Source organism: Streptomyces sp. NPDC029164, assembly GCF_055563995.1.
Map to the genome: position 1 here is coordinate 363,171 of NZ_JBVHWW010000001.1, position 21,903 is coordinate 385,073.

At 73.5% G+C, this 21,903-nt stretch carries 20 protein-coding genes and 1 pseudogene; 11 read left to right on the forward strand and 10 right to left on the reverse strand.

All coding sequences use genetic code 11. The annotated features are described in order from the left end of the window. Nucleotides 1–250 precede the first annotated feature (250 nt). From ACZ4VT_RS01590 to ACZ4VT_RS01625, 8 genes are all read left to right on the forward strand, one after another. Complete coding sequence (locus ACZ4VT_RS01590) at nt 251–622, forward strand: PRC-barrel domain-containing protein (protein ID WP_467945603.1); 372 nt, start codon at nt 251–253, stop codon at nt 620–622. 155 nt (nt 623–777) lie between these two features. Next, the gene (locus ACZ4VT_RS01595) at nt 778–933 is read left to right on the forward strand and encodes a DUF6131 family protein (protein WP_467945605.1); all 156 of its coding nucleotides are present in this window, start codon (nt 778–780) and stop codon (nt 931–933) included. 79 nt (nt 934–1,012) lie between these two features. After that, nucleotides 1,013–1,495 (forward strand): ATP-binding protein, encoded by a 483-nt coding sequence (locus ACZ4VT_RS01600; protein WP_467945607.1) that lies wholly within the window; start codon nt 1,013–1,015, stop codon nt 1,493–1,495. A 10-nt stretch (nt 1,496–1,505) separates the two neighbouring features. After that, the gene (locus tag ACZ4VT_RS01605) at nt 1,506–2,129 is read left to right on the forward strand and encodes a VanZ family protein (RefSeq protein WP_467945609.1); all 624 of its coding nucleotides are present in this window, start codon (nt 1,506–1,508) and stop codon (nt 2,127–2,129) included. Between the two features lie 104 nt (nt 2,130–2,233). Further along, nucleotides 2,234–4,870 (forward strand): class III lanthionine synthetase LanKC, encoded by a 2,637-nt coding sequence (lanKC, locus tag ACZ4VT_RS01610; RefSeq protein WP_467945610.1) that lies wholly within the window; start codon nt 2,234–2,236, stop codon nt 4,868–4,870. Next, nucleotides 4,867–5,007: a SapB/AmfS family lanthipeptide gene (locus ACZ4VT_RS01615; protein ID WP_351288889.1), complete on the forward strand. Its 141-nt coding sequence runs from the start codon at nt 4,867–4,869 to the stop codon at nt 5,005–5,007. The genes lanKC and ACZ4VT_RS01615 overlap by 4 nt, the downstream gene beginning before the upstream one ends. Before the next feature lie 68 nt (nt 5,008–5,075). Continuing rightward, nucleotides 5,076–6,926, forward strand: a complete 1,851-nt coding sequence (locus ACZ4VT_RS01620) for an ABC transporter ATP-binding protein (RefSeq protein ID WP_467945613.1) — start codon at nt 5,076–5,078, stop codon at nt 6,924–6,926. Further along, the gene (locus ACZ4VT_RS01625) at nt 6,923–8,731 is read left to right on the forward strand and encodes an ATP-binding cassette domain-containing protein (protein ID WP_467945616.1); all 1,809 of its coding nucleotides are present in this window, start codon (nt 6,923–6,925) and stop codon (nt 8,729–8,731) included. Before ACZ4VT_RS01620 ends, ACZ4VT_RS01625 begins: the two co-directional genes overlap by 4 nt. A 58-nt stretch (nt 8,732–8,789) precedes the next feature. Here the strand turns inward: ACZ4VT_RS01625 and ACZ4VT_RS01630 are convergent, their stop codons facing one another. The 8 genes and pseudogenes from ACZ4VT_RS01630 to ACZ4VT_RS01665 form a co-directional block, all read right to left on the reverse strand. Then, a complete protein-coding gene (locus tag ACZ4VT_RS01630; protein ID WP_362800281.1) occupies nt 8,790–9,398 on the reverse strand; it encodes a response regulator transcription factor in 609 nt (202 codons plus the stop codon). Between the two features lie 193 nt (nt 9,399–9,591). Continuing rightward, nucleotides 9,592–10,041: an SRPBCC family protein gene (locus ACZ4VT_RS01635; RefSeq protein WP_319721307.1), complete on the reverse strand. Its 450-nt coding sequence runs from the start codon at nt 10,039–10,041 to the stop codon at nt 9,592–9,594. A 114-nt stretch (nt 10,042–10,155) separates the two neighbouring features. Beyond that, nucleotides 10,156–10,625: pseudogene (locus tag ACZ4VT_RS01640) on the reverse strand (DUF4230 domain-containing protein); the annotation flags it as partial. 74 nt (nt 10,626–10,699) lie between these two features. After that, nucleotides 10,700–10,822 (reverse strand): hypothetical protein, encoded by a 123-nt coding sequence (locus tag ACZ4VT_RS01645; protein WP_467945619.1) that lies wholly within the window; start codon nt 10,820–10,822, stop codon nt 10,700–10,702. A gap of 145 nt (nt 10,823–10,967) precedes the next feature. Next, nucleotides 10,968–11,399 (reverse strand): ATP-binding protein, encoded by a 432-nt coding sequence (locus tag ACZ4VT_RS01650; RefSeq protein ID WP_467945621.1) that lies wholly within the window; start codon nt 11,397–11,399, stop codon nt 10,968–10,970. A gap of 111 nt (nt 11,400–11,510) precedes the next feature. Further along, a complete protein-coding gene (locus ACZ4VT_RS01655) occupies nt 11,511–12,479 on the reverse strand; it encodes an anti-sigma factor RsbA family regulatory protein (protein ID WP_467945623.1) in 969 nt (322 codons plus the stop codon). Continuing rightward, the gene (locus ACZ4VT_RS01660) at nt 12,476–12,829 is read right to left on the reverse strand and encodes an STAS domain-containing protein (RefSeq protein ID WP_467945625.1); all 354 of its coding nucleotides are present in this window, start codon (nt 12,827–12,829) and stop codon (nt 12,476–12,478) included. Before ACZ4VT_RS01660 ends, ACZ4VT_RS01655 begins: the two co-directional genes overlap by 4 nt. Before the next feature lie 9 nt (nt 12,830–12,838). Further along, nucleotides 12,839–13,765: a SigB/SigF/SigG family RNA polymerase sigma factor gene (locus ACZ4VT_RS01665; protein WP_467945627.1), complete on the reverse strand. Its 927-nt coding sequence runs from the start codon at nt 13,763–13,765 to the stop codon at nt 12,839–12,841. 218 nt (nt 13,766–13,983) lie between these two features. Between ACZ4VT_RS01665 and ACZ4VT_RS01670 the strand changes: the two genes are divergently transcribed. The 3 genes from ACZ4VT_RS01670 to ACZ4VT_RS01680 all read left to right on the forward strand — a co-directional run bounded on the left by ACZ4VT_RS01670 (nt 13,984) and on the right by ACZ4VT_RS01680 (nt 20,966). Continuing rightward, a complete protein-coding gene (locus ACZ4VT_RS01670) occupies nt 13,984–14,328 on the forward strand; it encodes an STAS domain-containing protein (RefSeq protein ID WP_467945629.1) in 345 nt (114 codons plus the stop codon). A 234-nt stretch (nt 14,329–14,562) separates the two neighbouring features. Beyond that, complete coding sequence (locus ACZ4VT_RS01675) at nt 14,563–18,546, forward strand: HAMP domain-containing protein (protein ID WP_467945631.1); 3,984 nt, start codon at nt 14,563–14,565, stop codon at nt 18,544–18,546. Beyond that, nucleotides 18,543–20,966: a SpoIIE family protein phosphatase gene (locus tag ACZ4VT_RS01680; protein WP_467945632.1), complete on the forward strand. Its 2,424-nt coding sequence runs from the start codon at nt 18,543–18,545 to the stop codon at nt 20,964–20,966. The genes ACZ4VT_RS01675 and ACZ4VT_RS01680 overlap by 4 nt, the downstream gene beginning before the upstream one ends. A gap of 69 nt (nt 20,967–21,035) precedes the next feature. Here ACZ4VT_RS01680 and ACZ4VT_RS01685 read toward each other — a convergent pair whose 3' ends face one another. After that, a complete protein-coding gene (locus ACZ4VT_RS01685; RefSeq protein WP_467945634.1) occupies nt 21,036–21,305 on the reverse strand; it encodes a DUF6296 family protein in 270 nt (89 codons plus the stop codon). Nucleotides 21,306–21,361: 56 nt separating this feature from the next. Further along, a complete protein-coding gene (locus tag ACZ4VT_RS01690; RefSeq protein ID WP_467945636.1) occupies nt 21,362–21,751 on the reverse strand; it encodes a helix-turn-helix transcriptional regulator in 390 nt (129 codons plus the stop codon). Between the last annotated feature and the right edge of the window lie 152 nt (nt 21,752–21,903).

Below are 21,903 nucleotides of genomic sequence, written 5' to 3' on the forward strand. Positions count from 1 at the left end.
AGGAGCCCGAAAAAAAGAAGAAAACCAACACGCCCCCCCCCCCCCCCCCCCCCCCCCCCCCCCCCCCCCCCCCCCCCCCCCCACCACCACCCCCCCCCCCCCCCCCTCCGTACGCTGCCGGTGAATGAAGCGCCGGGGGCGGGGCAGCCGAGTCCGGGCGGGGCACCGATGCCCCCGCGTACGCCATCGAAGAGGGACGGGACGCAGGAAGACCTCGTCGTCCCCTGTCCGTCGGAGGAGTTGTTTTCGCGTGACCGAACATGTGTGGACCTACCGGTCGACCGCCGGCCACCTGGCCGGTGCCGATCTGACCGGGTACAAGGTCGAGGCGACCGACGGCGACATCGGCAAGGTGGACAAGCACTCCTACGAGGTCGGTGACGCCTACCTGGTCGTCGACACCGGCGTGTGGATCTTCGGCAAGGAGGTCCTGCTCCCGGCGAGCACCGTGATCCGCATCGATGCGGACGAGGAGAAGGTGTACGTCGACGGCACCAAGGAGCAGATCAAGAACGCCCCGGAATTCCACCGCGACAAGCACCTGGGCGACGTCGACTACCGCGAGGCGCTCGGCACGTACTACTACTCGGCCGGTGGCCCCCTCGGCCGCCGCCCGGTCTGACCCGGCGCCGAAATGGGCCCGAACTCGACGAGTTCGGGCCCATTTCCGTGACCGCCGTCCTGTTCGCATCCGAAGTTCGAGGGTAGACGCGGTCCGAGAGGCCGCGGCGGATCCAATTGCTCCGCCGAATTCCCAACATGAGAACGAGGGACATCATGATTCTCGTCGGACTGATTCTCCTGATCGTGGGATTCCTGACCGGAATTTCCATCCTGTGGACCCTCGGGGTCATCCTGCTCGTGGTGGGGGCGGTGCTGTGGATCCTGGGTTCGGTCGGGCACGCGGTCGGCGGCCGGCGCCATTACTGGTAACCGGTCCGGGTGGTCCGCGGACGGAGCCGCACGGCTCCGTCCGACACAGACAGCAGATCAACGGTCGGGATGAGGCGCAGTGGACACGACGGGAACGGTCGCCGGCGGCCCTCGGCGTGCGGGAGTACCGGTCACCGGCCAGCGCCGCCGGCTCGCCCTGCGCACCGTCCGGGGCGCGGTCGCCAAAGGCCGCGACTTCACGCGCCAGACCCTGCGGGACTGGGGCTGGGACCGCGGCGAGTGCGCCGAGGACGCCCTGCTCGTCGTGTCCGAGCTGGTGACCAACGCGGCCCTGCACGCGCGGGGTTGCCACGAACTGGTCCTGACCGCCGGTGAGACCCTGCGCATCGATGTGCTCGACGGCGCGAGGGCGCTGCCACGCCCCCGGGCCGTGTCCCGGCCGGGCGTCCCCGGCGGCCACGGCCTGCACATCGTGCAGCGGCTCTCCGACCGGTGGGGTTCCTACGCCCACGGCACCGGCAAGGTCGTCTGGGCGGAGATCGAGGCCTCCCGGCTGGCGGACCGTCAGCCGGGGCCGGGTACCTCCCCGTTCGCAGGGTAGGCGCGCCCGTATGACATGGAGTCGAGCGCGGCGCGGTGAGCAGGCGGAGGAAGCGGCCGTACCGGTCTCCGGGGGGCGGCGCCGGCCGGCGCACCCGGCCGTCCGGGCACTGGCCATGGTGGCGGCCTTCGCAGGCACCGTCGCGTTCAGCGTGGTCCTGGGCCGGCTGACGCTGGAACCGTCCGCCGCCTCGGCGGCCCTCGTGCACAGCAACGTCCACCCCGGCCGTTCGATCAACGCCTACCTGGACGGGACGTCGACGATCGAGGCGGTGCGCCAGCTGGGTGGGAACCTCCTGCTGGGCGTGCCCTTCGGCGTGCTCCTGCCCGTCCTGCTGCCCCCGGCCCGGGGGCTGTTGCGGGTCGCCGCCGTGACGCTCTGCCTGATGACCCTGGTGGAGCTCACCCAGGGAGCCCTCGTCACCGGCCGCGTCTTCGACATCGACGACGTCATCCTCAACACGGCCGGAGCGCTCCTCGGGTACCTGCTGATCGGCCGCCGGCTGGGCCGGGCCGTGCACCCGCGCCGCAGGCACTGGTGGCACCGCCTGCCCCACGCCCGCCTGCCCCGCCCCCGCCTGCCCCGCCGCCGTCCGCCCGGCCGTCGGACGTCAACGAAGCCTCGTGACACCTGACTTGTGACTCATGAGTACTGCACACCCCATCGGTGACAGCGGTGACTGTCGCCACGTCCGCCGGGCGTGACACCTTCGGTCTGCCACCGACCGAGGGAGCAGGTGTGAACAAGGGGTACGCAGCCTTCTGCGACACGGACCGCTGGTTCTACGACGCGCCGTACCGGCGGGCCGGTGAGAACTACGCGGCGGCCGACGCCCCCGTCCCCGCGGGGTGGCGCTCGCACCGCAGCGGCGACTGGTACGCCCTGCGCCCCGTCGACGCCGAACTGCCCTCGCAGGGCTGGAAGATCCACGTATCGGCCACGCTCGACAACGCCGAGTCGCTCCTGACGAAGGTGTACGAGTACTGCACCGCCCGGGGCATCGCCTTCAAGTTCATACCGAGCCGCTACCTGCTGCACCTGCGCAACGCCAAGTACGCCGACCGCGCCGCGAGCGGGAAGTTCATCACGGTCTACCCGGCCGACGAGGGGCAGTGCCACCGGATCGCGGAGGACCTCGACGCCGCGCTGGCGGGGGCGGCGGGCCCGTACATCCTCAGCGACCTGCGGTGGGGCGCCGGACCGGTGCACCTGCGCTACGGCAGCTTCACCCTGCGGCACTGCTACGACGAGCACGGCGAACTGGTCCCGGCGATCGAGGCCCCCGACGGCCGGCTCGTACCGGACCCGCGCGGGCCGGCCTTCCAGCCGCCCGAGTGGCTCGAACTGCCCGACTTCCTGGAGCCGCACCTCGCGGTGCGCTCCGCGGTCACCCTGACCGACATCCCCTTCACGGTGGAGCGGGCGCTGCACTTCTCCAACGGCGGCGGTGTCTACGTCGGAAAGGACAGCCGCACCGGCGAGTCCGTGGTCCTCAAGGAAGCCCGGCCGTACGCGGGCCTCGCGGCCGACGGCGCCGACGCCGTGACCCGGCTGCACCGCGAACGGGCCGCGCTGGAACGGCTGGCGGGCCTGGACTGCGTCCCCGCGGTCCGCGGCACGTTCACGGTCGGCGACCACCACTTCCTGGTGCTGGAACACCTCGCCGGAAAACCGCTCAACACCTACTTCGCCCGACGCCACCCCCTGATCGAGGCGGATCCCGACCCGGCGGAGCTCGCCTCGTACACCGAGTGGGCCCTCACGATCCACCGGCGGGTCACCGAGGCCGTCGACGCCGTGCACGCCCGCGGCGTGGTCTTCAACGACCTCCACCTCTTCAACATCATGGTCGCGGAGGACGAGAGCGGCGAACCCACCGTCGCGCTCCTGGACTTCGAAGCCGCCGCGCACGTCGACGAGGGACTGCGGCAGACCGTGGCCAACCCCGCCTTCGTCGCCCCGGCCGAGCGGCGCGGGTTCTCCGTGGACCGCTACGCCCTCGCCTGCCTGCGGCTCGCCCTGTTCCTCCCGCTGACCAGCCTGCTCGTCCTGGACCGGGCCAAGGCCGCGCATCTGGCCGCCGTCGCCGCCGAGCAGTTCCCCGTACCGCGGCGGTTCCTCGACGAGGCCGTCGAGGAGATCCTGTCCGGCGTCCCGCAGGGCGCGCCGGGCGGACGACTGCCCGCACCGGCCGGACCGTACCTTCCCGTCGAGCCGGGGCAATGGCCCGCCACCCGTACGTCGATGACCGCGGCGCTGCGGGCGAGTGCCACCCCGGACCGCGAGGACCGCCTCGTCCCGGGCGACATCGCCCAGTTCGCGGCCGCCGGCGGAGGCGTCGGCTTCGGCTACGGGATCGCCGGAGTCCTCCACGCCCTCGCCGAGACCGGTGCCGGCCCCTGGCCCGAGGCCGAGGAATGGCTGCTCGACCAGACCGCGGAACCCGCCTCCGGCACCCCGCTCGGCTTCTACGACGGTCTGGCCGGCACGGCCTGGACCCTGCACCGGCTCGGACACCACGACCGCGCCCTCGCCCTCGCCGGCCTGCTGCTGGACCAGCCCTGGGAGAGCGCGGGCGCCGACCTGCACAGCGGGCTGGCCGGCATCGGCCTGGCCCTGGACGCGCTCGGCACCGCCACCGGCGAGAGCGGGCTGCACACCGCCGCCCTGCGCTGCGCCGAACTGATCGTCCGGCCGGAGCGGCGGTCCCGGCGCGCGGGGCTCCTGTACGGCAACTCCGGCACCGCCCTGCTCCTCGTGCGGCTGTACGAGCGCACCGGCGACAAGGAACTGCTGATCCAGGCCGCCGAAGCGCTCCACCGCGACCTCGACCGCTGCGTCACCAGCGCGTTCGGCACCCTCCAGGTGAACGAGGGCTGGCGCACGATGCCGTACCTCGGCGAGGGCAGCGTCGGCATCGGCATGGTGCTCGACGACTGGCTGGAGCACGGCCCGGACGAGCGCTTCGAACAGGCCCGGCGAGAGATCGTACGGGCGGCGCAGGCGACCTTCTACGCCCAGCCCGGGCTGCTGCGCGGCGCCGCCGGGATGGTCCTGCACCTGGCCCGGACGACCACACCCGGCCCGGGCACCGGGCCCGGAGCCGTCGCCCGCCAGATCGACGCACTGGCCCGGCACGCCGTGCCGTACCAGGGGCATCTGGCCTTCCCCGGCGAGCAGATGATGCGGCTGTCCATGGACCTCGCCACGGGCACGGCCGGCGCTCTCCTCGCCCTCGGCAGCGCCGCGCCCGGCGGGCGCGCGCACCTGCCGTTCCTCCCGCCGCTGCGCGAGCGCGCGGCGGCCCCCAAGCCGGTCCCGTCCGGGGCCGTGACCCATCGCACCACCTCAGAGAAGAAGAGGAACCTGACATGACGCTTCTTGACCTGCAGTCGATGGAGACCCCGAAGGAAGAGACCACCGAGGCGATGGGCGGTGGCGGTGGCGGCGGCAGCCGCGCCAGCCTGCTGCTCTGCGGCGACAGCAGCCTGAGCCTCACGACCTGTCACTGACCCAGGTCACCTCGGGGCCGGGGGGGTTGCCGCCCGGGCCCGCACCACATCTCTGGAGGCATCCGCCGATGAGCCCTCCCGACGCGGCGACCGACGCGGCGACTGACGCAGCGGCCGAGGCGGTGCCCGACGTGCTGCCCTACACGGCGCGGGAGCCGGCCGTGGGACGCACCGCCGACCGGGCGCTCGTGGCAGCGGCCCGGCACAGTGGTGGGCGCACCGCCGCCGTCCTCGGATGCGCCGTGACGGCCGCCGCGGCGGCACTCGCCGAGCCCGCCGTCCTCGGCCACACCCTCGACCTGCTGCTCCGCCGCGACCCGTCGGGCCCCGCCTGGACGCTGCTGTGCGCCGCGGTCATCGTGGCCGAGGTGGCACTGGACGCCGTCGCCGCACGGCTGACCGGCGAGGTGGACGGCCGTTCCACCGCCCGGCTGCGCCGGCTCGGGCTCGCCGGACTGCTGCGGACGGCCCCGCACCACGCGGCCCGCCACGCGCCAGGCGAGACCGCCGCGCGGCTGACCGCGCACGCCGCCGAGGCCGGGAAGGTCCCGGCCGCCGTCGCGCACGCCTCCGCCGCACTGCTGCCGCCGCTCGGCGCGGTGGTCGCCCTCTTCCTCATCGACCTGTGGACGGCGCTCGCCTTCCTCACGGGCGTGCCGCTGCTGGTGCTCCTGCTGCGGGCCTTCACCCGCGACACGCGTACCAGCATCGCCCGCTACCAGCAGGTCCAGCTCGCGACCGCGGGCCGTCTCGTCGAGGCGCTGGCCGGAGCGCGCACGATCGCAGCCGCCGGTACCGCCGACCGCGAACGCGCCCGGATCCTCGCGCGGTTGCCCGAACTCGGCGCCGAGGGCAGGCGCATGTGGCACGTCTACGGCGGCACCACGGCCCGGTCCGCGGCCCTCATGCCGATGCTCCTGTACGCGGTCCTCGCCGTCGGCGGCATCCGCCTGTCGGCCGGGGCCATCGGGGTCGGCGAACTCCTCGCCGTCCTGCGGTACGCCGGCCTCGCGGCCGGTATCGGCGCCGTGACGGGCGGCCTGGCGGCCGTGGTCCGCGGCCGGGCCGCCGCCCGCCGGACCGCCGACCTGCTGACACTGCCCGTACTCGGCCACGGCCGGGCGGAGCTGCCGGACGGCGGCCCCGGCACCCTGGAACTGCGCGGGGTGCGGGTCGTACGGGGAGGGACGACGGTCCTGCACGACATCAGCCTGGTGGTCCCCGGAGGCTCCACGGTGGCGGTGGTGGGCAGGTCGGGCGCCGGCAAGACGGTGTTCGCCGCCGTGGCCGGCCGGCTCACCGACCCCGACGCGGGCGAGGTGCTGCTGGACGGCGTACCCCTGCGGGAGCTGACCGCCGAAGCGCTGCGCCGCGAGGTCGGGCACGCCTTCGACCGGCCCGTGCTCCTCGGGGACACGGTCGGCGGGGCGATCGGGTTCGGCGCCGGTCCGGCCCCGGACCCCGAAGCGGTGCGCGCCGCGGCCCGTGCCGCGGGCGCCGACCCGTTCGTACGGCGCCTGCCCCACGGGTACGGCACCCGCCTCGCCGACGCCCCCCTGTCCGGTGGTGAGGTCCAACGCCTGGGCCTGGCCCGGGCGTTCTGCCACGCGGGCCGGCTCCTCGTGCTGGACGACGCCACCTCCAGCCTCGACACCGTCACCGCCCGGGAGGTAGAGCGGGCGCTCGCCCACCGGGTCCGGCCCGGCACCCGGATCGTGGTCGCGCACCGCCTCTCGTCCGCGGTCCGCGCCGACCTCGTCGTATGGCTGGAGGAGGGACGGATGCGGGCGGCCGGCACCCACGCCGAACTGTGGGGGGAGGAACCCGCCTACCGGGCGGTGTTCGCGGCGGACGGGCAAGCGGCGACCGAAGCGGAGACGGGGCCCGTATCCGAAGCGGTGTCGGAGGCGGCGCGGTGACCGGAGGCGACGGAGCGGCCGGCGGGGCCGGAGGGGCCGGCGGCGAGGGCGAGGCCTGGCGCCGGGTGGCCCCCGAGGGCCGGCGGTTCCTGCACGGCCGCAAGGGTGCCGCGGGACGGCTGGCGGCCTGGTCGCTGCTGGAGTCCGCGCACACCTTCCTCGGCGGCTACGGCGTGGCCCGCGCCCTCGACGACGGCTTCCTGGCCGGCCGCACCGCCACCGGTCTCGCCTGGCTGGCCGCGGCCGGAGCCGGAGCCCTGCTCGGCGGGTTCGCACTGCGCGGTGTGTTCGCCGGACTCGCCGACCTCGTGGAGCCGCTGCGGGACGGCCTGGTCCGGCGGGCGGTGCGGCAGTCACTGGACCGCGCCGTCGCCGACCCGGTGCGCGCCCCCGACACGGGCGCGGTGTCCCGGCTGACCCAGCAGACGGAGATGGCCCGGGACTCCTTCGCCGGGCTGGTCCTGACGGTGCGTTCGTTCGCGTTCACCGCCGTGGGCGTCCTCGCGGGCATGGCAGCCCTGGACCCGGTGCTCCTGCTGGTCGTAGTGCCCCCACTGCTGCTGGGCGTGGCCGCCTTCCTGGCCACCCTGCGCCCCATGGCGTCCGCGCAACGCCGCTCCCTGGACACCGACGAGGCGCTGGCGGACCGGGTGGGAGCACTGGGGGAGGGCCTGCGGGACGTCGTCGCCTGCGGTGCACAGGAGGCGGCACGAGCCCGCGTGGAGCCGCTGATCGCCGCCCAGGAGCGGCTGGCGCGGACCCTCGCGCGCTGGGCGGCGGTGCGCACCCTGGCCCTGGCCACGGCGGGCCGGCTGCCGGTGATCGCGCTCCTCGCCGCCACGCCCTGGCTGCTCGGGCGCGGGATCACCGCCGGTACGCTGGCCGGCGGCCTCACGTACGTGGTGCAGGCACTGCTGCCCGCCCTCAACTCGCTGATGACCGCGCTGGGTTCCGCCGGCACCCGGCTGGTGGTGGTCCTCGAACGCTTCTGTGATCCGCCGCCGGGGGAGCCGGACGGCCGCCGCGCGACCAAGCCGCCCGCGCTCGTCCACACCGGCCGGCAGACCACCGCCGCGGCCGAGCTCCGGGACGTCACCTTCGCCTACGGACCCGGCGCCGCCCCCGTACTCGACGCCCTCGACCTGGTGGTGCGGCCGGGGGAGCACCTCGCCGTGGTCGGGCCGAGCGGCATCGGCAAGTCCACGCTCACCGCGCTGCTCGCCGGAACGCTCTCACCCGACGCGGGGACGGTCCTCGTCGCCGGCGCGGCCGCCCGCAGGGACCCGGCCGCCACGGGACCGGACCCGCGGCGGACCCTGCTGCCGCAGCAGGCCTACGTCTTCACCGGCACCGTGCGGGAGAACCTCACCCACCTGTCCCCGCACCCGGGTGCCCCCGGGGCCGGGGACGCCCCGGTGCGGCGCGCCATCAGCGCCCTGGGGCTGGAGGACCTGGTGGAGCGGCTGGGCGGCCTCGACGCCGAGGTGTCCCCCCGGCTGCTGTCCCGAGGGGAGTGCCAGCACCTCGCGCTCGCCGCCGCCTACCTCTCGCCGGCCCCGCTGCTGCTGCTCGACGAGGCCACCTGCCACCTGGACCCGCGTACGGAGGAACGTGCGGAACGGGCCCTCGCGGCGCGCCCGGGCACCCTCGTCGTCGTGGCCCACCGGGTCTCGTCCGCGGCCCGCGCCGACCGGGTCCTCGTCCTCGACGGGACCCGGGCCGTGTGCGGTACGCACGCGGAACTCCCGGCCAGGTCGCCGCTGTACCGCGATCTGGTGGGCGGGTGGAACGGGACCGACGGGTGACGCGGCCGGCCGGCACCGCCGGGCGGCCCTGAACGCACCCGTCCGCGGCGGCCGCGGGTCACACCCAGCCGGCCCGCCGGGAGATGCGGATCGCGTCGATGAGATTGCGCGCGCCGGTCTTGCGGGTCGCCGCGGCCATGTAGTTGCGTACCGTTCCGCTCGCCAGGTGCAGTGTGCGGGCTATCTCGGCGATGGAATCGCCCTCCGCGGCCCGGGCCAGCACGCTGAGTTCCCGCGGGCTCAGCGGTACGGGGTCGGCCTCCATGAAGGCGGAGGCCAGCGAGGCGTCGATGAACCGTTCCCCCGCGGCGACCTTCCGGACCGCCCGGACGAGCCGTCCCGGCGAGCCGTCCTTGTCGACGTAGCCGAGGGCCTCGGCCCGGAACGCCCGGTGCAGCGAACCCGGCGCACCGGTCGACGCGAGGACCAGGACCGGCGACGGGGACGCGAGGACCTGTCGGTCCGCGCGCCCGTCGTCGGACAGGACGGCCGTGGTCCCCGGACAGTCGAGGTCGACGACCGTCACGTCTGGTCGTAAGGACTCGGCCTGGCGCACCGCTGTCCTCCAGCCCGCCGACGTGACCTCGAAGCGCCCTTCCGATCTCAGCAGGGCGGCCAGTGCCGACCTGACCAGGCTGACGCTGTGCAGGACGAGGACCTTCGTCATCAGTGCTCTCCTCGGTAGACGAACCAACGGCACCACGGGTGCCCCCGATCAGGGGTGATGGAACGTCACTGCGGGGGGCTTGCAGGGGCGTACGGACAACTTGGCCGAGATACCCGGGGAATCCGCCTCCCTTAGGCGGGTAACCCCCTTGATGACAAGGCCGGTACCGCCCTGCCCGCCCCGCTGTCCGGGATCACACCTCGCCGCGCCACGCTCCCGTCGCGACCCCGCGCGACTCGATGAACAGCTTGAACCGCTTCAGGTCGCCCATCACCTGACGCTTGACGAAGCCGAGCTTGTCGGCGGCCGTCTCGGCCAGACCGTCGGGCACCCAGTTCATGTGCAGGACGACCTTGGTGGTGGTGGCGTCGATCGGCTGGAAGACGACCAGCCCGGCCTGGCGGGCCTCCCCGTCGACCGTCATCCACGCGACGCGCCGGTCCGGGAGCTGCTCGGTGATCTGCGCGTCGAACTCGCGCTGCACACCGTTCACGTTCGTCACCCAGTGGGTGAGCGTGTCCGTGCGCTGGTCGACGCGTTCGACCCCCTCCATGAAGGCGGGGAACTCCTCGAACTGCGTCCACTGGTTGTAGGCAGTGCGTACGGGGACGTTGACCTCTACGTACTCCTCGACGTGCGACATGTGCACCTCTTCCGTGTGGTCGGCCCCGCACCCTGGGGTGCGGGTCGTCCGTCAGGACGTCTTGCGGCGCGGCTACCCGGCCCGGAGCGGAAAACGCCGCGGCCGGCGCGGGATTCAGCCGTACACCACCGTCACCTCGTGGAAGCCGAGGGAGCGCAGCAGGCCCTCCGGCATCGACGTCGTGTTCTGCTCGGCGCGCTCGACGAGACCGCTGTCGCGGGCCGCTTCGTCGATGTGCTGCGCGGCCGGCTTCTGCACGGCCTGCTCGCCGGCGGGGTTGTCGGAGAACAGATCGCCGATGCGGTCCAGCAGGCCCCGCTGCTGGGACACCGCGTACGAGCGGTCGGGGTCGAGGGCCGCGGTGCCGAGCACCGCGTGCGGCAGCCGGATCGAGGCCTTGGTGCGGTCGCCGTTCACCGTGACGCTCCGCTCGTCCAGCGCGCCCAGGTCGACGTAGCCGCCGACGGTGCCGGCGCCCACGTACGGGTGCGGGTCCCGCGGATCGCGTCCGGCAGCAGCGCCGCGTCCTTCTCCAGGTCGACGACGACCTGGAAGGTGCCGACGGCCGCCCCGTAACGGTCCATGCCACGGGCGCCACGAGCCGCCCGGCCGTGCCGAAGAGGTTTCCATGCACCCCGGATGCCCCGTGGACGCGGGGTCAGCGGTGGCGGGCGAGGGTGTGGACGAGGACGATCAGCGCGAAGCCGATGACGAGCAGGTGCACCCAGGCGGGCCCGGGCGCCGGGGTGAGGGACAGGGGGGTGAGCTGATGGGAGGTCATGACGCGCGTTTGCCCGCGGCGGCCCGATTCACGCTCCGGGCACCGAGCCGGGTACCGAGCCGGCGGGCGGTCCGGCCAGGCGGGACTGGCGGGACAGGCGGGACTGGCGGACACGCGGGTCGGGCGGGTCAGGCGGGACCGGAGGTCAGCGCTCCGTGGGCCTGCCGGAGACCAGCCGGGCGGCCTCGATCTCGGCCCAGACGGTCTTGCCGTCCGCGTGCGCCTGCGCGCCCCAGCGGTCGGACAGCCGCTCCACGATGTGCAGCCCGTGGCCGCCCGGGAGGCCGCGCTGCGGGGCCGGGTTGGGGTAGGGCAGCGTCGTCGTGCCGTCGCACACCTCGATCCGCAGGCACTCCCCGGCCGTCAGCACGAGCTCATGACAACCGCCGGCGTGGAGCGAGGCGTTGGTCAGCAGCTCGGACACGAGGAGCAGGGTGTCCTCGGAGGTCTCGGTCCCGTCCCAGCCCCAGTCCCGCAGGGCCTGGCGCGTGAAGTCGCGGCCCTTGGCCACGGAGCCGCGGACGCCCGTCAGGGCAAGCCGACGGCGCTGCCCCCGGACGGGAACGGCGGCGCTCACGGTATCGCCCGTTTCCGGACCGATGGTCTCCACTGTGGTCTTTCACCCCCACGTCGACTCTTGGACTCTGCTCTCGGAACGTGCCCGTGACAGTCTAGGGGACCGCCGCTCTCAGAGCGTCGCCATGTGCAGCCGCAGCGTGAAGCCGCTCTCCGTGGCACGGACCTCGACCAGATCGCAGAGCTGGTGGATCATCCACAGTCCGCGGCCTCCCTCGGCCGACGCCAGGGAAGGGCGCCGGCGCCCGGCCAGGGGGTCGGCCAGGCGGCCGCCGTCGTGGATCTCGGCGACGACTCCCGCTCCGGCTCCGCCTCCCGCTCCGGCGGTGGTCCACAGCCGCAGGGTGCCCTTCCCGCCTCCGTGGGAGAGGGAGTTGGCCGCCGCCTCGCTGATGGCCAGGACGAGGTCACCGCGCCGCGCCGGGGTCAGGGCCGTGGCGCGCGCCCAGTTCTCGGCGTGCTCGCGCACCTCGGCCAGCCCTCCGGGGGCGTAGTCGAGCCGGGACACGTCGCCGTCGTGCTCGGGCAGCGGGAGATCGCAGTCCGCGCCGACCCTGGAGGCGTCGGTGTAGGCCGGGCTCGGCAGGTCCCGGCCCTCCTCGATCAGCGTCGGGTGCGTGCGCCGGGCGTCGGCCACCACCGAGGGCGCCAGCCCCCGTACGTCGTACGGGCACAGGATGGTGGCCGGCCGGCCGGCGAAGGCCGTGTTGATGAGGGCCTCGTGGCGGGTGGCCTCCAGCACCTCCGCGGGGGAGCGGCCGGGCCAGATCGGCTCGCCGACGATCCGGGCCGCCCGGCCCGCGTGCCGGTCGGCGAAGTCCTGCAGGGACGCCAGGATGCGGCCGGGATTGCGGCCCAGCTCCGTCATGTCCGTCCAGGCGATCTCGGTCCCGCTCGTGTCGAGGCTCTCGCGCAGGGCGTCCAGGCGCGGGCCCGGCACGGCGACGAGGACCGGCTCGCCGGCCGACAGCGCGGCCCGTACGAAACCGCCCACGCCCGTGAGGTACTCGCCGAGATCCCGGTAGAACAGGGCGGGGTGGACGAAGGCCCCGGACCCGTCGGGCGCAGGAACAGTGATCATGCTGCGACCTCCAGCGCGGCGCATTCGTCCGGGAACATCTCCACTACCTTGCGCAGCGAGTATGGCGGGTCGTGGAGCAGCAGGCGCCGCCCCTGCCCGTTGAGGGCGGCCGACGCCTGCACCAGGGCGGCGACCGCGACGGGGTCGAGGAAGCCCACGGCGGAGAGATCGAGGTGGACGACGGGGCCGGGGATCCCGGTCACGACGCCGAGCGCCGCGGACAGGGCCTGCCGGGTGTCGAGGTCGCAGCTGCCGCTGAGGCGTGCGCCGGGGCGGCCCGGCAGCGGCAGGGCGCTCAGCGGGGCCGCCGGGCCCGTTCCCGCACCCGTTCCGGTCCGCAGGGAGGTCATGGCCCGCCCCTACACCGTGAGCATGCCGGCGCGCAGGCGGGCCAGGGTCCGGGACAGGATGCGGGAGACCTGCATCTGCGAGACGCCCAGTTCGGCGCCGATCTCGGCCTGGGTCTTCTCCTCGCCGAAGCGCATCCGCAGGATCCGCCGGTCGCGTTCGTCCAGTTGCTCCAGCAGGGGCGCGAGGGTGTGGAACTCCTCGAAGAGCTCCATGGCCGGGTCCACCTCACCGAGGCGTTCCGCCAGCGGCCGCGTCGACGGGCTCGTCGTGGACGGTGCGTCGCTCTCCGCGCCGGCCGAGTCGAGGGATCCGCTCGTGTAGCCGTTCGCGGCGACCAGCCCGTCGATGACCTCGTCCTCGGACAGCTTCAGGTGCCGGGCGACCTCCTTGACCGTCGGCGCCCGGCCCAGGTCGTCGGTCAGGGTCTCCTGGGCCTTGGCGAGTTCCATGCGCAGTTCCTGCAGGCGCCGCGGGACGTGCACGGCCCAGGTGGTGTCGCGGAAGTAGCGCTTGATCTCACCGGTGATGTACGGGAGGGCGAGGGTGGAGAACTCGACCTCGCGCTCCAGGTCGTAGCGGTCGATGGCCTTGATCAGGCCTATGGTCCCCACCTGGATGATGTCGTCCATGTCGAGACCGCCGCCGGCCGCCCGGGACCGGAACCGTCGTGCGGCGAACTGCACGAGGGAGAGATTCATCTCGATCAGGGTGTTGCGCGTGTACTGGTACTCGCGCGTCCCCTCCTCCAGCGTGCGCAGCCTCCCGAAGAAGAGCCGCGACAGTTCGCGTGCGTCGGCGGGCGCCATCTCGCGGGCGTTCTCGACGTGGAACAGGTCCTCGTCCTGCGTTGGCGCTCCCGCGGTCCCTCGGTCACAAGCAGGGACGTGCGCCTCTGTTGCACGAATGGGGCCTACTGCGGTGGACGAGCGAGACATGGTGGCCGCTCCCTCCCGATTGACTGACGGCTGCCCGGGCCCTTCTGCCCCGACTTCGCGTTTCCACACACCTCGGTGACATTGCTTTACCTGACGGGCCGGCCCGTGCGGCCGAAGGAGCGCCGACGCGGACGGGGGCGGCCGCGTCGGCGCGATGAGCAGGCATACTCCCTGAGGACGACGTAGAGACGTACAGGCGGCGATCCGGGGAGGCGGACATGACCGGAGCAAGGGACGCGCACCAGCAGGGTGTGGTCGGGGAGACCTACCCGGCGGGGACCGGTTGGGTGGTGGCGGCCCACGGGGAGCTCGACCAGGACACACTGGCCCCGCTGGAGGAGGCCCTCGCCGCCGCCGCGGACCGGTACCCGCTGGTGGTGCTGGACGCCGGCGCCATCACCTTCGGAGACTCCTCCTTCCTGAACCTGCTGCTGCGTCTGCACCACCTCACCGCCCTGCGCATCGCCGCCCCCGGCGAGCAGTTGCGCCGGCTGTTCGCCGTGACCGGCGCCGATACCGTGCTCTCCCTGCACGCGAGCGTCGAGGACGCCCTGGGGGCGTGAGCCCGGCGGGCCGGCGCACGGGCGGGCCGGCGCACGGGCGGGCCGGCGCACGGGCGGGCTGCCGATGGTGCGCCCCGGATCCGGATGCGCTGCCTCCGGTGTGATCGACTGGGGTTCGCCGTCCCTTCGGTGGCGTTAGCCTTCACCCGACCGGTGCCCGGGTGTCGGTGCGGGTGAGATCGAGAGTGAGGTTGGCGGATGGCCGAGCGGGCGGGCACGGATTCACTGAACGGGATGCCGCCGTTGCCGGGTGAGGGCGGGATCGGCGAGTCGGAGCTGCGGCAGCTGCTGGCCGGGCTGACCGCCGTACGCGACGGGGACTTCCGCACGCGGCTGCCCGACACGGCGGACGGGCTGCTCGGGGAGATCGCCACCGTCTTCAACGGGATGGCCGACCAACTGTCGCTGTTCACCTCCGAGGTGACCCGGGTGGCCCGCGAGGTGGGCACCGAGGGGACCCTGGGCGGCCAGGCCGATGTGCCGGGCGTCGGGGGCGCCTGGCTGGACCTCACGGATTCGGTCAACTTCATGGCCGGAAACCTCACGGCCCAGGTGCGCTCGATCGCCCAGGTCGCGACCGCCGTGGCCAAGGGCGACCTCTCGCAGAAGATCAACGTCACGGCCCGCGGGGAGATCCTGGAGCTGAAGGAGACCATCAACACGATGGTCGACCAGCTCTCCGGGTTCGCCGGGGAGGTCACGCGCGTGGCCCGCGAGGTCGGCACCGAGGGCCGGCTCGGCGGCCAGGCGGACGTCATGGGCGTCTCCGGGACGTGGAAGGACCTGACGGAATCGGTCAACGTCATGGCCGACAACCTCACCGCCCAGGTGCGCTCGATCGCCGAGGTCACCACCGCCGTGGCCCAGGGCGACCTGACGCAGAAGATCCGGGTGGACGCGCGCGGGGAGATCCTGGAGCTGAAGGAGACCATCAACACGATGGTCGACCAGCTGTCCGCCTTCGCCGACGAGGTCACGCGGGTGGCCCGCGACGTCGGGACCGAGGGCAACCTCGGCGGCCAGGCCACGGTCCGGGGGGTCTCCGGCACCTGGAAGGACCTCACCGACAACGTCAACGTCATGGCGTCCAACCTGACCGGCCAGGTGCGGTCGATCGCCCAGGTCGCCACCGCCGTGGCCCGCGGAGACCTCTCGCAGAAGATCGTGGTGGAGGCGAAGGGCGAGGTCGCCGCGCTGGCCGGCGTCATCAACACGATGGTCGACACGCTGTCCGCCTTCGCCGACGAGGTGACGCGGGTGGCCCGCGAGGTCGGCACCGAGGGCCGGCTCGGCGGCCAGGCGCACGTTCCCCATGTGGCGGGGACCTGGAAGGACCTCACCGACAACGTCAACTCCATGGCGAACAACCTCACGGGCCAGGTCCGCAACATCGCCCTCGTCACGACCGCCGTCGCCAACGGCGACCTGTCCAAGAAGATCGACGTGGACGCCCGCGGCGAGATCCTGGAGCTGAAGACGACCATCAACACGATGGTCGACCAGCTGTCCGCCTTCGCCGCCGAGGTCACCCGGGTCGCCCGCGAGGTCGGCAGCGAGGGCCGGCTCGGCGGCCAGGCCGAGGTCGAGGGCGTCTCCGGTACCTGGAAGCGCCTGACCGAGAACGTCAACGAGCTGGCCGGCAACCTGACCCGGCAGGTCCGGGCCATCGCCGAGGTCGCCAGCGCGGTCGCCGAGGGCGACCTGACGCGCTCGATCACGGTCGACGCCTCGGGCGAGGTCGCCGAACTCAAGGACAACATCAACTCCATGGTCGGTTCGCTGCGCGAGAGCACCCGGGCCAACCAGGAGCAGGACTGGCTCAAGTCCAACCTGGCCCGCATCTCCGGCCTGATGCAGGGCCACCGGGGTCTCGCCGCCGTCGCCGAACTCGTCATGGACGAACTGACGCCGCTCGTCGCCGCCCAGTACGGCGCCTTCTACCTCGCCGAGGACGGTCCCGGCGGCACCGTGCTCACCCTCGTCGGCTCCTACGGACGCTCCGCGGACGCCGAGGAGCGCGTCACGTTCGCCCTCGGCGAGTCCCTCGTCGGGCAGGCGGCCCGCAGCCACCGGATCATCGCCACCGACCAGGTCCCCGGCGGCTACGTCATCTCCTCCGGGCTTGGCCACACCACTCCCGGCAGCCTGATCATCCTCCCGATCGTGGTGGACGAGCAGGTCCTCGGAGTGATCGAACTCGCCTCCTTCACCGCCTTCACCCCCGTCCACCGCGACTTCCTGGCCCAGCTGATGGAGACCATCGGCGCCAACGTCAACACGATCGTCGCCAACGCCCGGACCGACGAGCTCCTCGGCGAGTCCCAGCGGCTCGCCGGCGAGCTGCGGGCCCGCTCGGAGGAACTCCAGGTCCAGCAGGAGGAACTCCAGCGTTCCAACGCCGAGCTGGAGGAGAAGGCCGCCCTCCTCGCCAGCCAGAACAGTGACATCGAGGCCAAGAACCTGGAGATCGAGCAGGCTCGGCAGGAACTGGAGACCCGCGCCCAGCAGTTGTCGCTGGCCTCCACCTACAAATCCGACTTCCTGGCCAACATGAGCCACGAGCTGCGCACCCCGCTCAACAGCCTCCTCATCCTCGCCCAGCTCCTCGCCCAGAACCCCGCCCGCAACCTCACCCCCAAGCAGGTCGAGTACGCGGGCATCATCCACTCGGCCGGCTCGGACCTGCTCCAGCTGATCAACGACATCCTCGACCTGTCCAAGGTCGAGGCGGGGAAGATGGACATCAACCCGGAGCGGGTCGACCTGCCCCAGCTGCTGGAGTACGTCGACGCCACCTTCCGGCCGATGACCACCCAGAAGAGCCTCGACTTCACCGTCACCACCGCCCCGGACGCCCCGGACGACCTGCTCACCGACGACTCGCGACTGCGCCAGATCCTGCGCAACCTGCTGTCCAACGCCGTCAAGTTCACCGAGCGCGGCGGCGTCGAGCTCCGCATCGAACCGGCGGCGGCCTCCGAGATGCCCGCCGGGCTTCCCCGGCGCGGGCCCATGCTGGCCTTCCGGGTACGGGACACGGGCATCGGCATCCCCGCGCAGCAGCTGGAGTCCGTCTTCGGGGCCTTCCAGCAGGCCGACGGCACCACCAGCCGCAAGTACGGGGGCACCGGCCTCGGGCTCTCCATCAGCCGTGAGATCGCCCAGCTGCTCGGCGGGGCCGTCACCGCGGAGAGCACACCCGGCCAGGGCAGCACCTTCACCCTCTTCCTGCCGGTCAGCCGCGCGGACTACGAGGACGCCCCCGATCCCGACGCCCCCGCGGAGCCCTCGTACGCGTACGCGTCCGGGCAGGCCGGTCCGGGCCGTCCCGGCACCCCCGTGCTCCCGGCGCAGCGGCGGGCCCGCCGCCTGCTCGTCATCGAGGAGCGGCCGGGCGGGCTGCTCTCCCTGGTCGCCGAGAGCGCCGGCCGGGACTTCGCGCCCCGCCATCAGGCGACGCGCGAGCACGCCGGCATCCACGTGGTCAGTGTCACGAGCTCACGGGAGGCCGCCGCCGCCCTGGCGTCCGACTCCTTCCACTGCGTCGTCCTGGAACTGGACATGCCCGACGGCGAGGCACTGCGCTTCCTCGACGCGCTCGACGGGGATCCGGCCCTCTCCTCGCTCCCCGTCCTCGCCCACAACAACCCGAGGGGCAGGACCGGTCAGGAGGAGGCCCTGCGGGAGCGGCCCGCGGCCCGCCACGTGGAAGTGCTGTCCAGCCTCGACGAGTTGCGGGAACGCATCGCGCTCCACCTGTCCGCCGAACAGCCGGGGGACGTGCTGCCCCTCGTACAGGGCGACACCCTGCGGCAGCAGGCGGTCGGCGTCCTCGACGGCGACCTGGCCGGGCGCACCGTCCTCGTCGTCGACGACGACGCGCGCAACCTCTTCGCCCTCAGCGGGGTCCTGGAACTCCACGGCATGCGCGTGGTCCACGCCGAGGACGGCCGCAAGGGCATCGACGCCCTCACCCACCACGCGGGCGTCGACCTCATCCTCATGGACGTGATGATGCCCGAGATGGACGGTTACGCCGCCACCGCCGAGATCCGGCGGATGCCGGCGTACGCGGGCCTGCCCATCATCGCGGTCACCGCCAAGGCGATGCCCGGAGACCGGGAGAAGAGCCTCGCCGCCGGCGCCAGCGACTACGTGACCAAGCCGGTGGACGCCGACGACCTCATCGGCCGCGTCCGGTACTGGCTCACGCGATGACCGGGGACACGCAGCGGCACAACGGCGCGCTCCCGCGGCCGACGCCGGTCGGCGACCAGCCGGCCGGCGCCCCCCCGCACCAGGCCGCGACCCCGATGGGACGGCTCGTCGCCACCGTGGAACGGTTGCGCCGGGAGGTCCTGGAGGCACAAGCCGCCGCCGACGGCCGCGCCTTGGTCGAGCTGGCCAAGGGCATCCTGATCGGGCAGCTGCACTGCACGCCGGCCGCGGCCGCGCGCCAGCTCGACCTGCTGTGCCGGGAGAGCGGGACGTCCCCGCTCGAACTCGCCGCCGACATCGTCAACCAGGCGTCCCGCGACCACGTCAGCGAGATCGCCGCCGCGTTCGTCGAGCGCGCCGGGACGGACGAGGACCCGACCGAGCCGTACTCCACGGTGTCGGTCCGGCTGCGCACCGCCGAGAGCGGCATGCTGGCGGCCGACGCCGACACCCAGGCGGTGGCCGAGTCCCTCCTGACGAACGCCCTGAGCCCGCTGGGCGCGGTCGCCGTCGCCGTGTGGACCGCGGTGCCCGACGGCTCGCTGGCCCTCGCCGGCCACGCCGGTTTCCCGCCCAGGGAGGCCGTCCGCTGGCGCCACGTCCCCCCGGGCGTCTCCACCGTCGCCCGCCTCGCGCTGCGCGAGCGCCGCCTGGTCACCCTCGCCCGCCTCAAGCGCGAGGGGCTGCCCTCCATCGGGCACCTGCACTGGCCCGACGGCGGCCGGATGGCCGTACCTACGGGGACGGGCGGACGGATCCACGGCGTCCTGGAGATCTGCTGGCCGCAGCCCCTGGCGCCCCAGCCGCCGCGGATCGAGCGCCAGGTCGAGGCCCTCGCCGAGCTGTGCGCCCGGACCATGGACGCCTCGCCCCCGCACGAGCCCGCGGCCACCGAAGGGGTGCTCCCGGACGTCGCGGAGCTCATCGACCTCGCCGAAGGCCTGCAGGACCCCGCCGTGGTGCTCACCCCGGTCCTCGACGCCGAGGGCCGGCTCGGCGACTTCCGGATCCGGCACGCCGGCAGCCGGTTCGTCGACCCGGTGGGACGGCCGCGCGGCGACATCAACGGTGCGCTGCTGCTGGAGGCCTACCCGATGGCCGCCGGCGACAGCGGGCTGTTCGACATCATCGAGCGCGTGCACGCGACGGGGGAGCCGTTCAGAGCCGAACGCATGAGCCTGACCGCGCTCGTCGACCAGATCCCGCTCACCTCGGTCGCGGACATCAGCGTCAGCCGGCACGGTTCCGCCGTCCTGCTGATCTGGCGGATCGAGGACGAGCGGGCCCGGCTGGCCAACCTCCTCCAGCACGCCCAGCGCCTGGGCCGCATCGGCGGTTTCGAGGAGAACCTCGCCACCGGGGAGACCACCTGGAACGCGCAGCTCTACGCCCTGCACGGACTCCCCGCCACCGCGCCCCCGGTCCGGCTGCGGGAACTGCCCGGGCACGCCCATCCGGACGACTCCGCCGCCCTCGACCGCTTCCTGCGGGCGGTGCTCCGCCACCGCCGTCCCTCCTCCGTCAACTTCCGCCTCCAGAGGTCCGACGGGATCACCCGCCACATCCGGGTCGTCGCCGAGCCCGTACTCGACGCGGACCAGCGGCTGCACGCCGTACGCGGCGCCTACCAGGACATCTCCGCCCAGCACTGGACCGAGGTCGCGCTGGCCGCGACCAGGGACCAGCTCGCCCACAGCGAGGCGGAGTCCGCGGAACGCAACCGGCTGGCCCTCCAGCTCCAGCACGCCATCATGCCGCCCACGCCACCGGCCATCGAGGCGCCGGGCCTGAGGGTCGCCGTCCGCTACCGGCCGGCGGAGACCGAGTCGCTCGTCGGCGGCGACTGGTACGACACCGTGGTCCTGCCCTCCGGACTGATCATGCTGTCCGTCGGTGACGTCGCGGGCCACGGCATCGAGGCGGCCACCGGCATGGTCGTGCTGCGCAACGCCCTGCGCGGCCTCGCCGTCACCGGCGCGGGCCCCGCCCAGCTGCTGTCCTGGCTCAACACGGTCACCCACCACCTGGCCAAGCACGTGACGGCCACCGCCGTCTGCGGGCTCTTCGACCCGAGCACCCGGGTGATGCGCTGGGCGCGTGCGGGCCACCTGCCGCCCGTACTCCTGCGCGGGGGCGAGGCCGACGCGTTCCCGCTGATCGAAGGCCTGCTCCTCGGGGCGCTGCCGGACGTCACGTACGTGGAGCGGGAGGTGCAGCTCGAACCGGACGACACCCTGCTGATGTTCACGGACGGCCTGGTGGAACGGCGGGACTGCTCGGTCCAGGACTCACTGGGCCATCTGGTGCAGGCGGCGGCCGCCGGAGCCGGGGATCTGGACGGGCGGCTGGACCGGCTGCTCGCCGAGAGCCGGTCCGACACGGACGACGACACGTGCGTGATCGGCATCCAGGTCGGCTGAGGGCCGCCGCCGCCCACCGTCAGGTGCCGGTGCCGGGCCGTCGGTCCGCCACCCGCACGGCGCCGCCGGTCAGGCGATCGCCCGGGCGCGCAGGGCGCGGGCCGGGTCCTGACCGCCGCCGGTCGCCAGCACGCGGACCTCGCCCCCGCTGCTGATCTCCGCCCGGAGGATGCCGGTGGCGTCCTCGTAGACGGGGTGGCCGCCCGGCCCCGTCGCATCGGTGCGGGTCATGCGGACCACGTCCTCCCCGGGCCGGTCCGTGGCCGCGAAGACCACTTCGTAGGCTTCCGCCTGCCGGTCCTCGTGCGGGGCTCCAGTTTCGTGGCCTGTTGTGCTCATGGCGGACCCTCCTGCCGTGGGCGTGCGCCCGGGGTGGCTGCCCCCCACCAGCCACGCTAAGCCTCGCCCGCTGCTCTGTCCTCACCGGGCGACGCGGCGGCCCCGGCGGGGGACACCGGCCCGCCGGGCGCTGCCGGCCCGGTCAGGGGGCCGGCGAGGTAGGCCAGCAGCCCGGCGATCTCGCGGCCGGCCTCCGCCGGGTGGCGGAAGCGCGCGCCGGGGGCGATCGCGTAGCGGTTGCGCCGGCCGTCCCGGGTCCGTGTGAGATATCCGTCTGCCTCGAGGTCCGTGACGATCGTCTGCACGGTGCGCTCGGTGAGGTCACAGATCGCCGCGAGGTCGCGCAGCCGGACCCCCGGGTCGCGCGCGATCGCGATCAGCACCCGGGCGTGGTTCGTCAGGAAGGTCCAGTGGTTCCGACGGGAACCGGTGTGCTCGTTCTCCACGCGGCCATCCTTGGACGGCGACCCGCGAAAAGCAAATCCCGAAATGAATTTCCGGTATGACTTGACGTGTGTCCGTGGCCCCGGCAGGGTGCAGGTGAGCGGAAGCGGACTTCCGCATGACCCGAGCAGTCGCGCAACGCGCCGCAAGCACC

What these genes read in the sequence shown, in the direction of transcription:
- ACZ4VT_RS01595 (WP_467945605.1), top strand. Translation starts at nt 778, where the DNA reads ATGATTCTCGTCGGACTGATTCTCCTGATCGTGGGATTCCTGACCGGA.
- ACZ4VT_RS01605 (WP_467945609.1), top strand. Translation starts at nt 1,506, where the DNA reads ATGACATGGAGTCGAGCGCGGCGCGGTGAGCAGGCGGAGGAAGCGGCC.
- ACZ4VT_RS01615 (WP_351288889.1), top strand. Translation starts at nt 4,867, where the DNA reads ATGACGCTTCTTGACCTGCAGTCGATGGAGACCCCGAAGGAAGAGACC.
- ACZ4VT_RS01620 (WP_467945613.1), top strand. Translation starts at nt 5,076, where the DNA reads ATGAGCCCTCCCGACGCGGCGACCGACGCGGCGACTGACGCAGCGGCC.
- ACZ4VT_RS01630 (WP_362800281.1), bottom strand. Translation starts at nt 9,398, where the DNA reads ATGACGAAGGTCCTCGTCCTGCACAGCGTCAGCCTGGTCAGGTCGGCA.
- ACZ4VT_RS01635 (WP_319721307.1), bottom strand. Translation starts at nt 10,041, where the DNA reads ATGTCGCACGTCGAGGAGTACGTAGAGGTCAACGTCCCCGTACGCACT.
- ACZ4VT_RS01645 (WP_467945619.1), bottom strand. Translation starts at nt 10,822, where the DNA reads ATGACCTCCCATCAGCTCACCCCCCTGTCCCTCACCCCGGCGCCCGGG.
- ACZ4VT_RS01655 (WP_467945623.1), bottom strand. Translation starts at nt 12,479, where the DNA reads ATGATCACTGTTCCTGCGCCCGACGGGTCCGGGGCCTTCGTCCACCCC.
- ACZ4VT_RS01660 (WP_467945625.1), bottom strand. Translation starts at nt 12,829, where the DNA reads ATGACCTCCCTGCGGACCGGAACGGGTGCGGGAACGGGCCCGGCGGCC.
- ACZ4VT_RS01665 (WP_467945627.1), bottom strand. Translation starts at nt 13,765, where the DNA reads ATGTCTCGCTCGTCCACCGCAGTAGGCCCCATTCGTGCAACAGAGGCG.
- ACZ4VT_RS01670 (WP_467945629.1), top strand. Translation starts at nt 13,984, where the DNA reads ATGACCGGAGCAAGGGACGCGCACCAGCAGGGTGTGGTCGGGGAGACC.
- ACZ4VT_RS01675 (WP_467945631.1), top strand. Translation starts at nt 14,563, where the DNA reads ATGCCGCCGTTGCCGGGTGAGGGCGGGATCGGCGAGTCGGAGCTGCGG.
- ACZ4VT_RS01680 (WP_467945632.1), top strand. Translation starts at nt 18,543, where the DNA reads ATGACCGGGGACACGCAGCGGCACAACGGCGCGCTCCCGCGGCCGACG.
- ACZ4VT_RS01685 (WP_467945634.1), bottom strand. Translation starts at nt 21,305, where the DNA reads ATGAGCACAACAGGCCACGAAACTGGAGCCCCGCACGAGGACCGGCAG.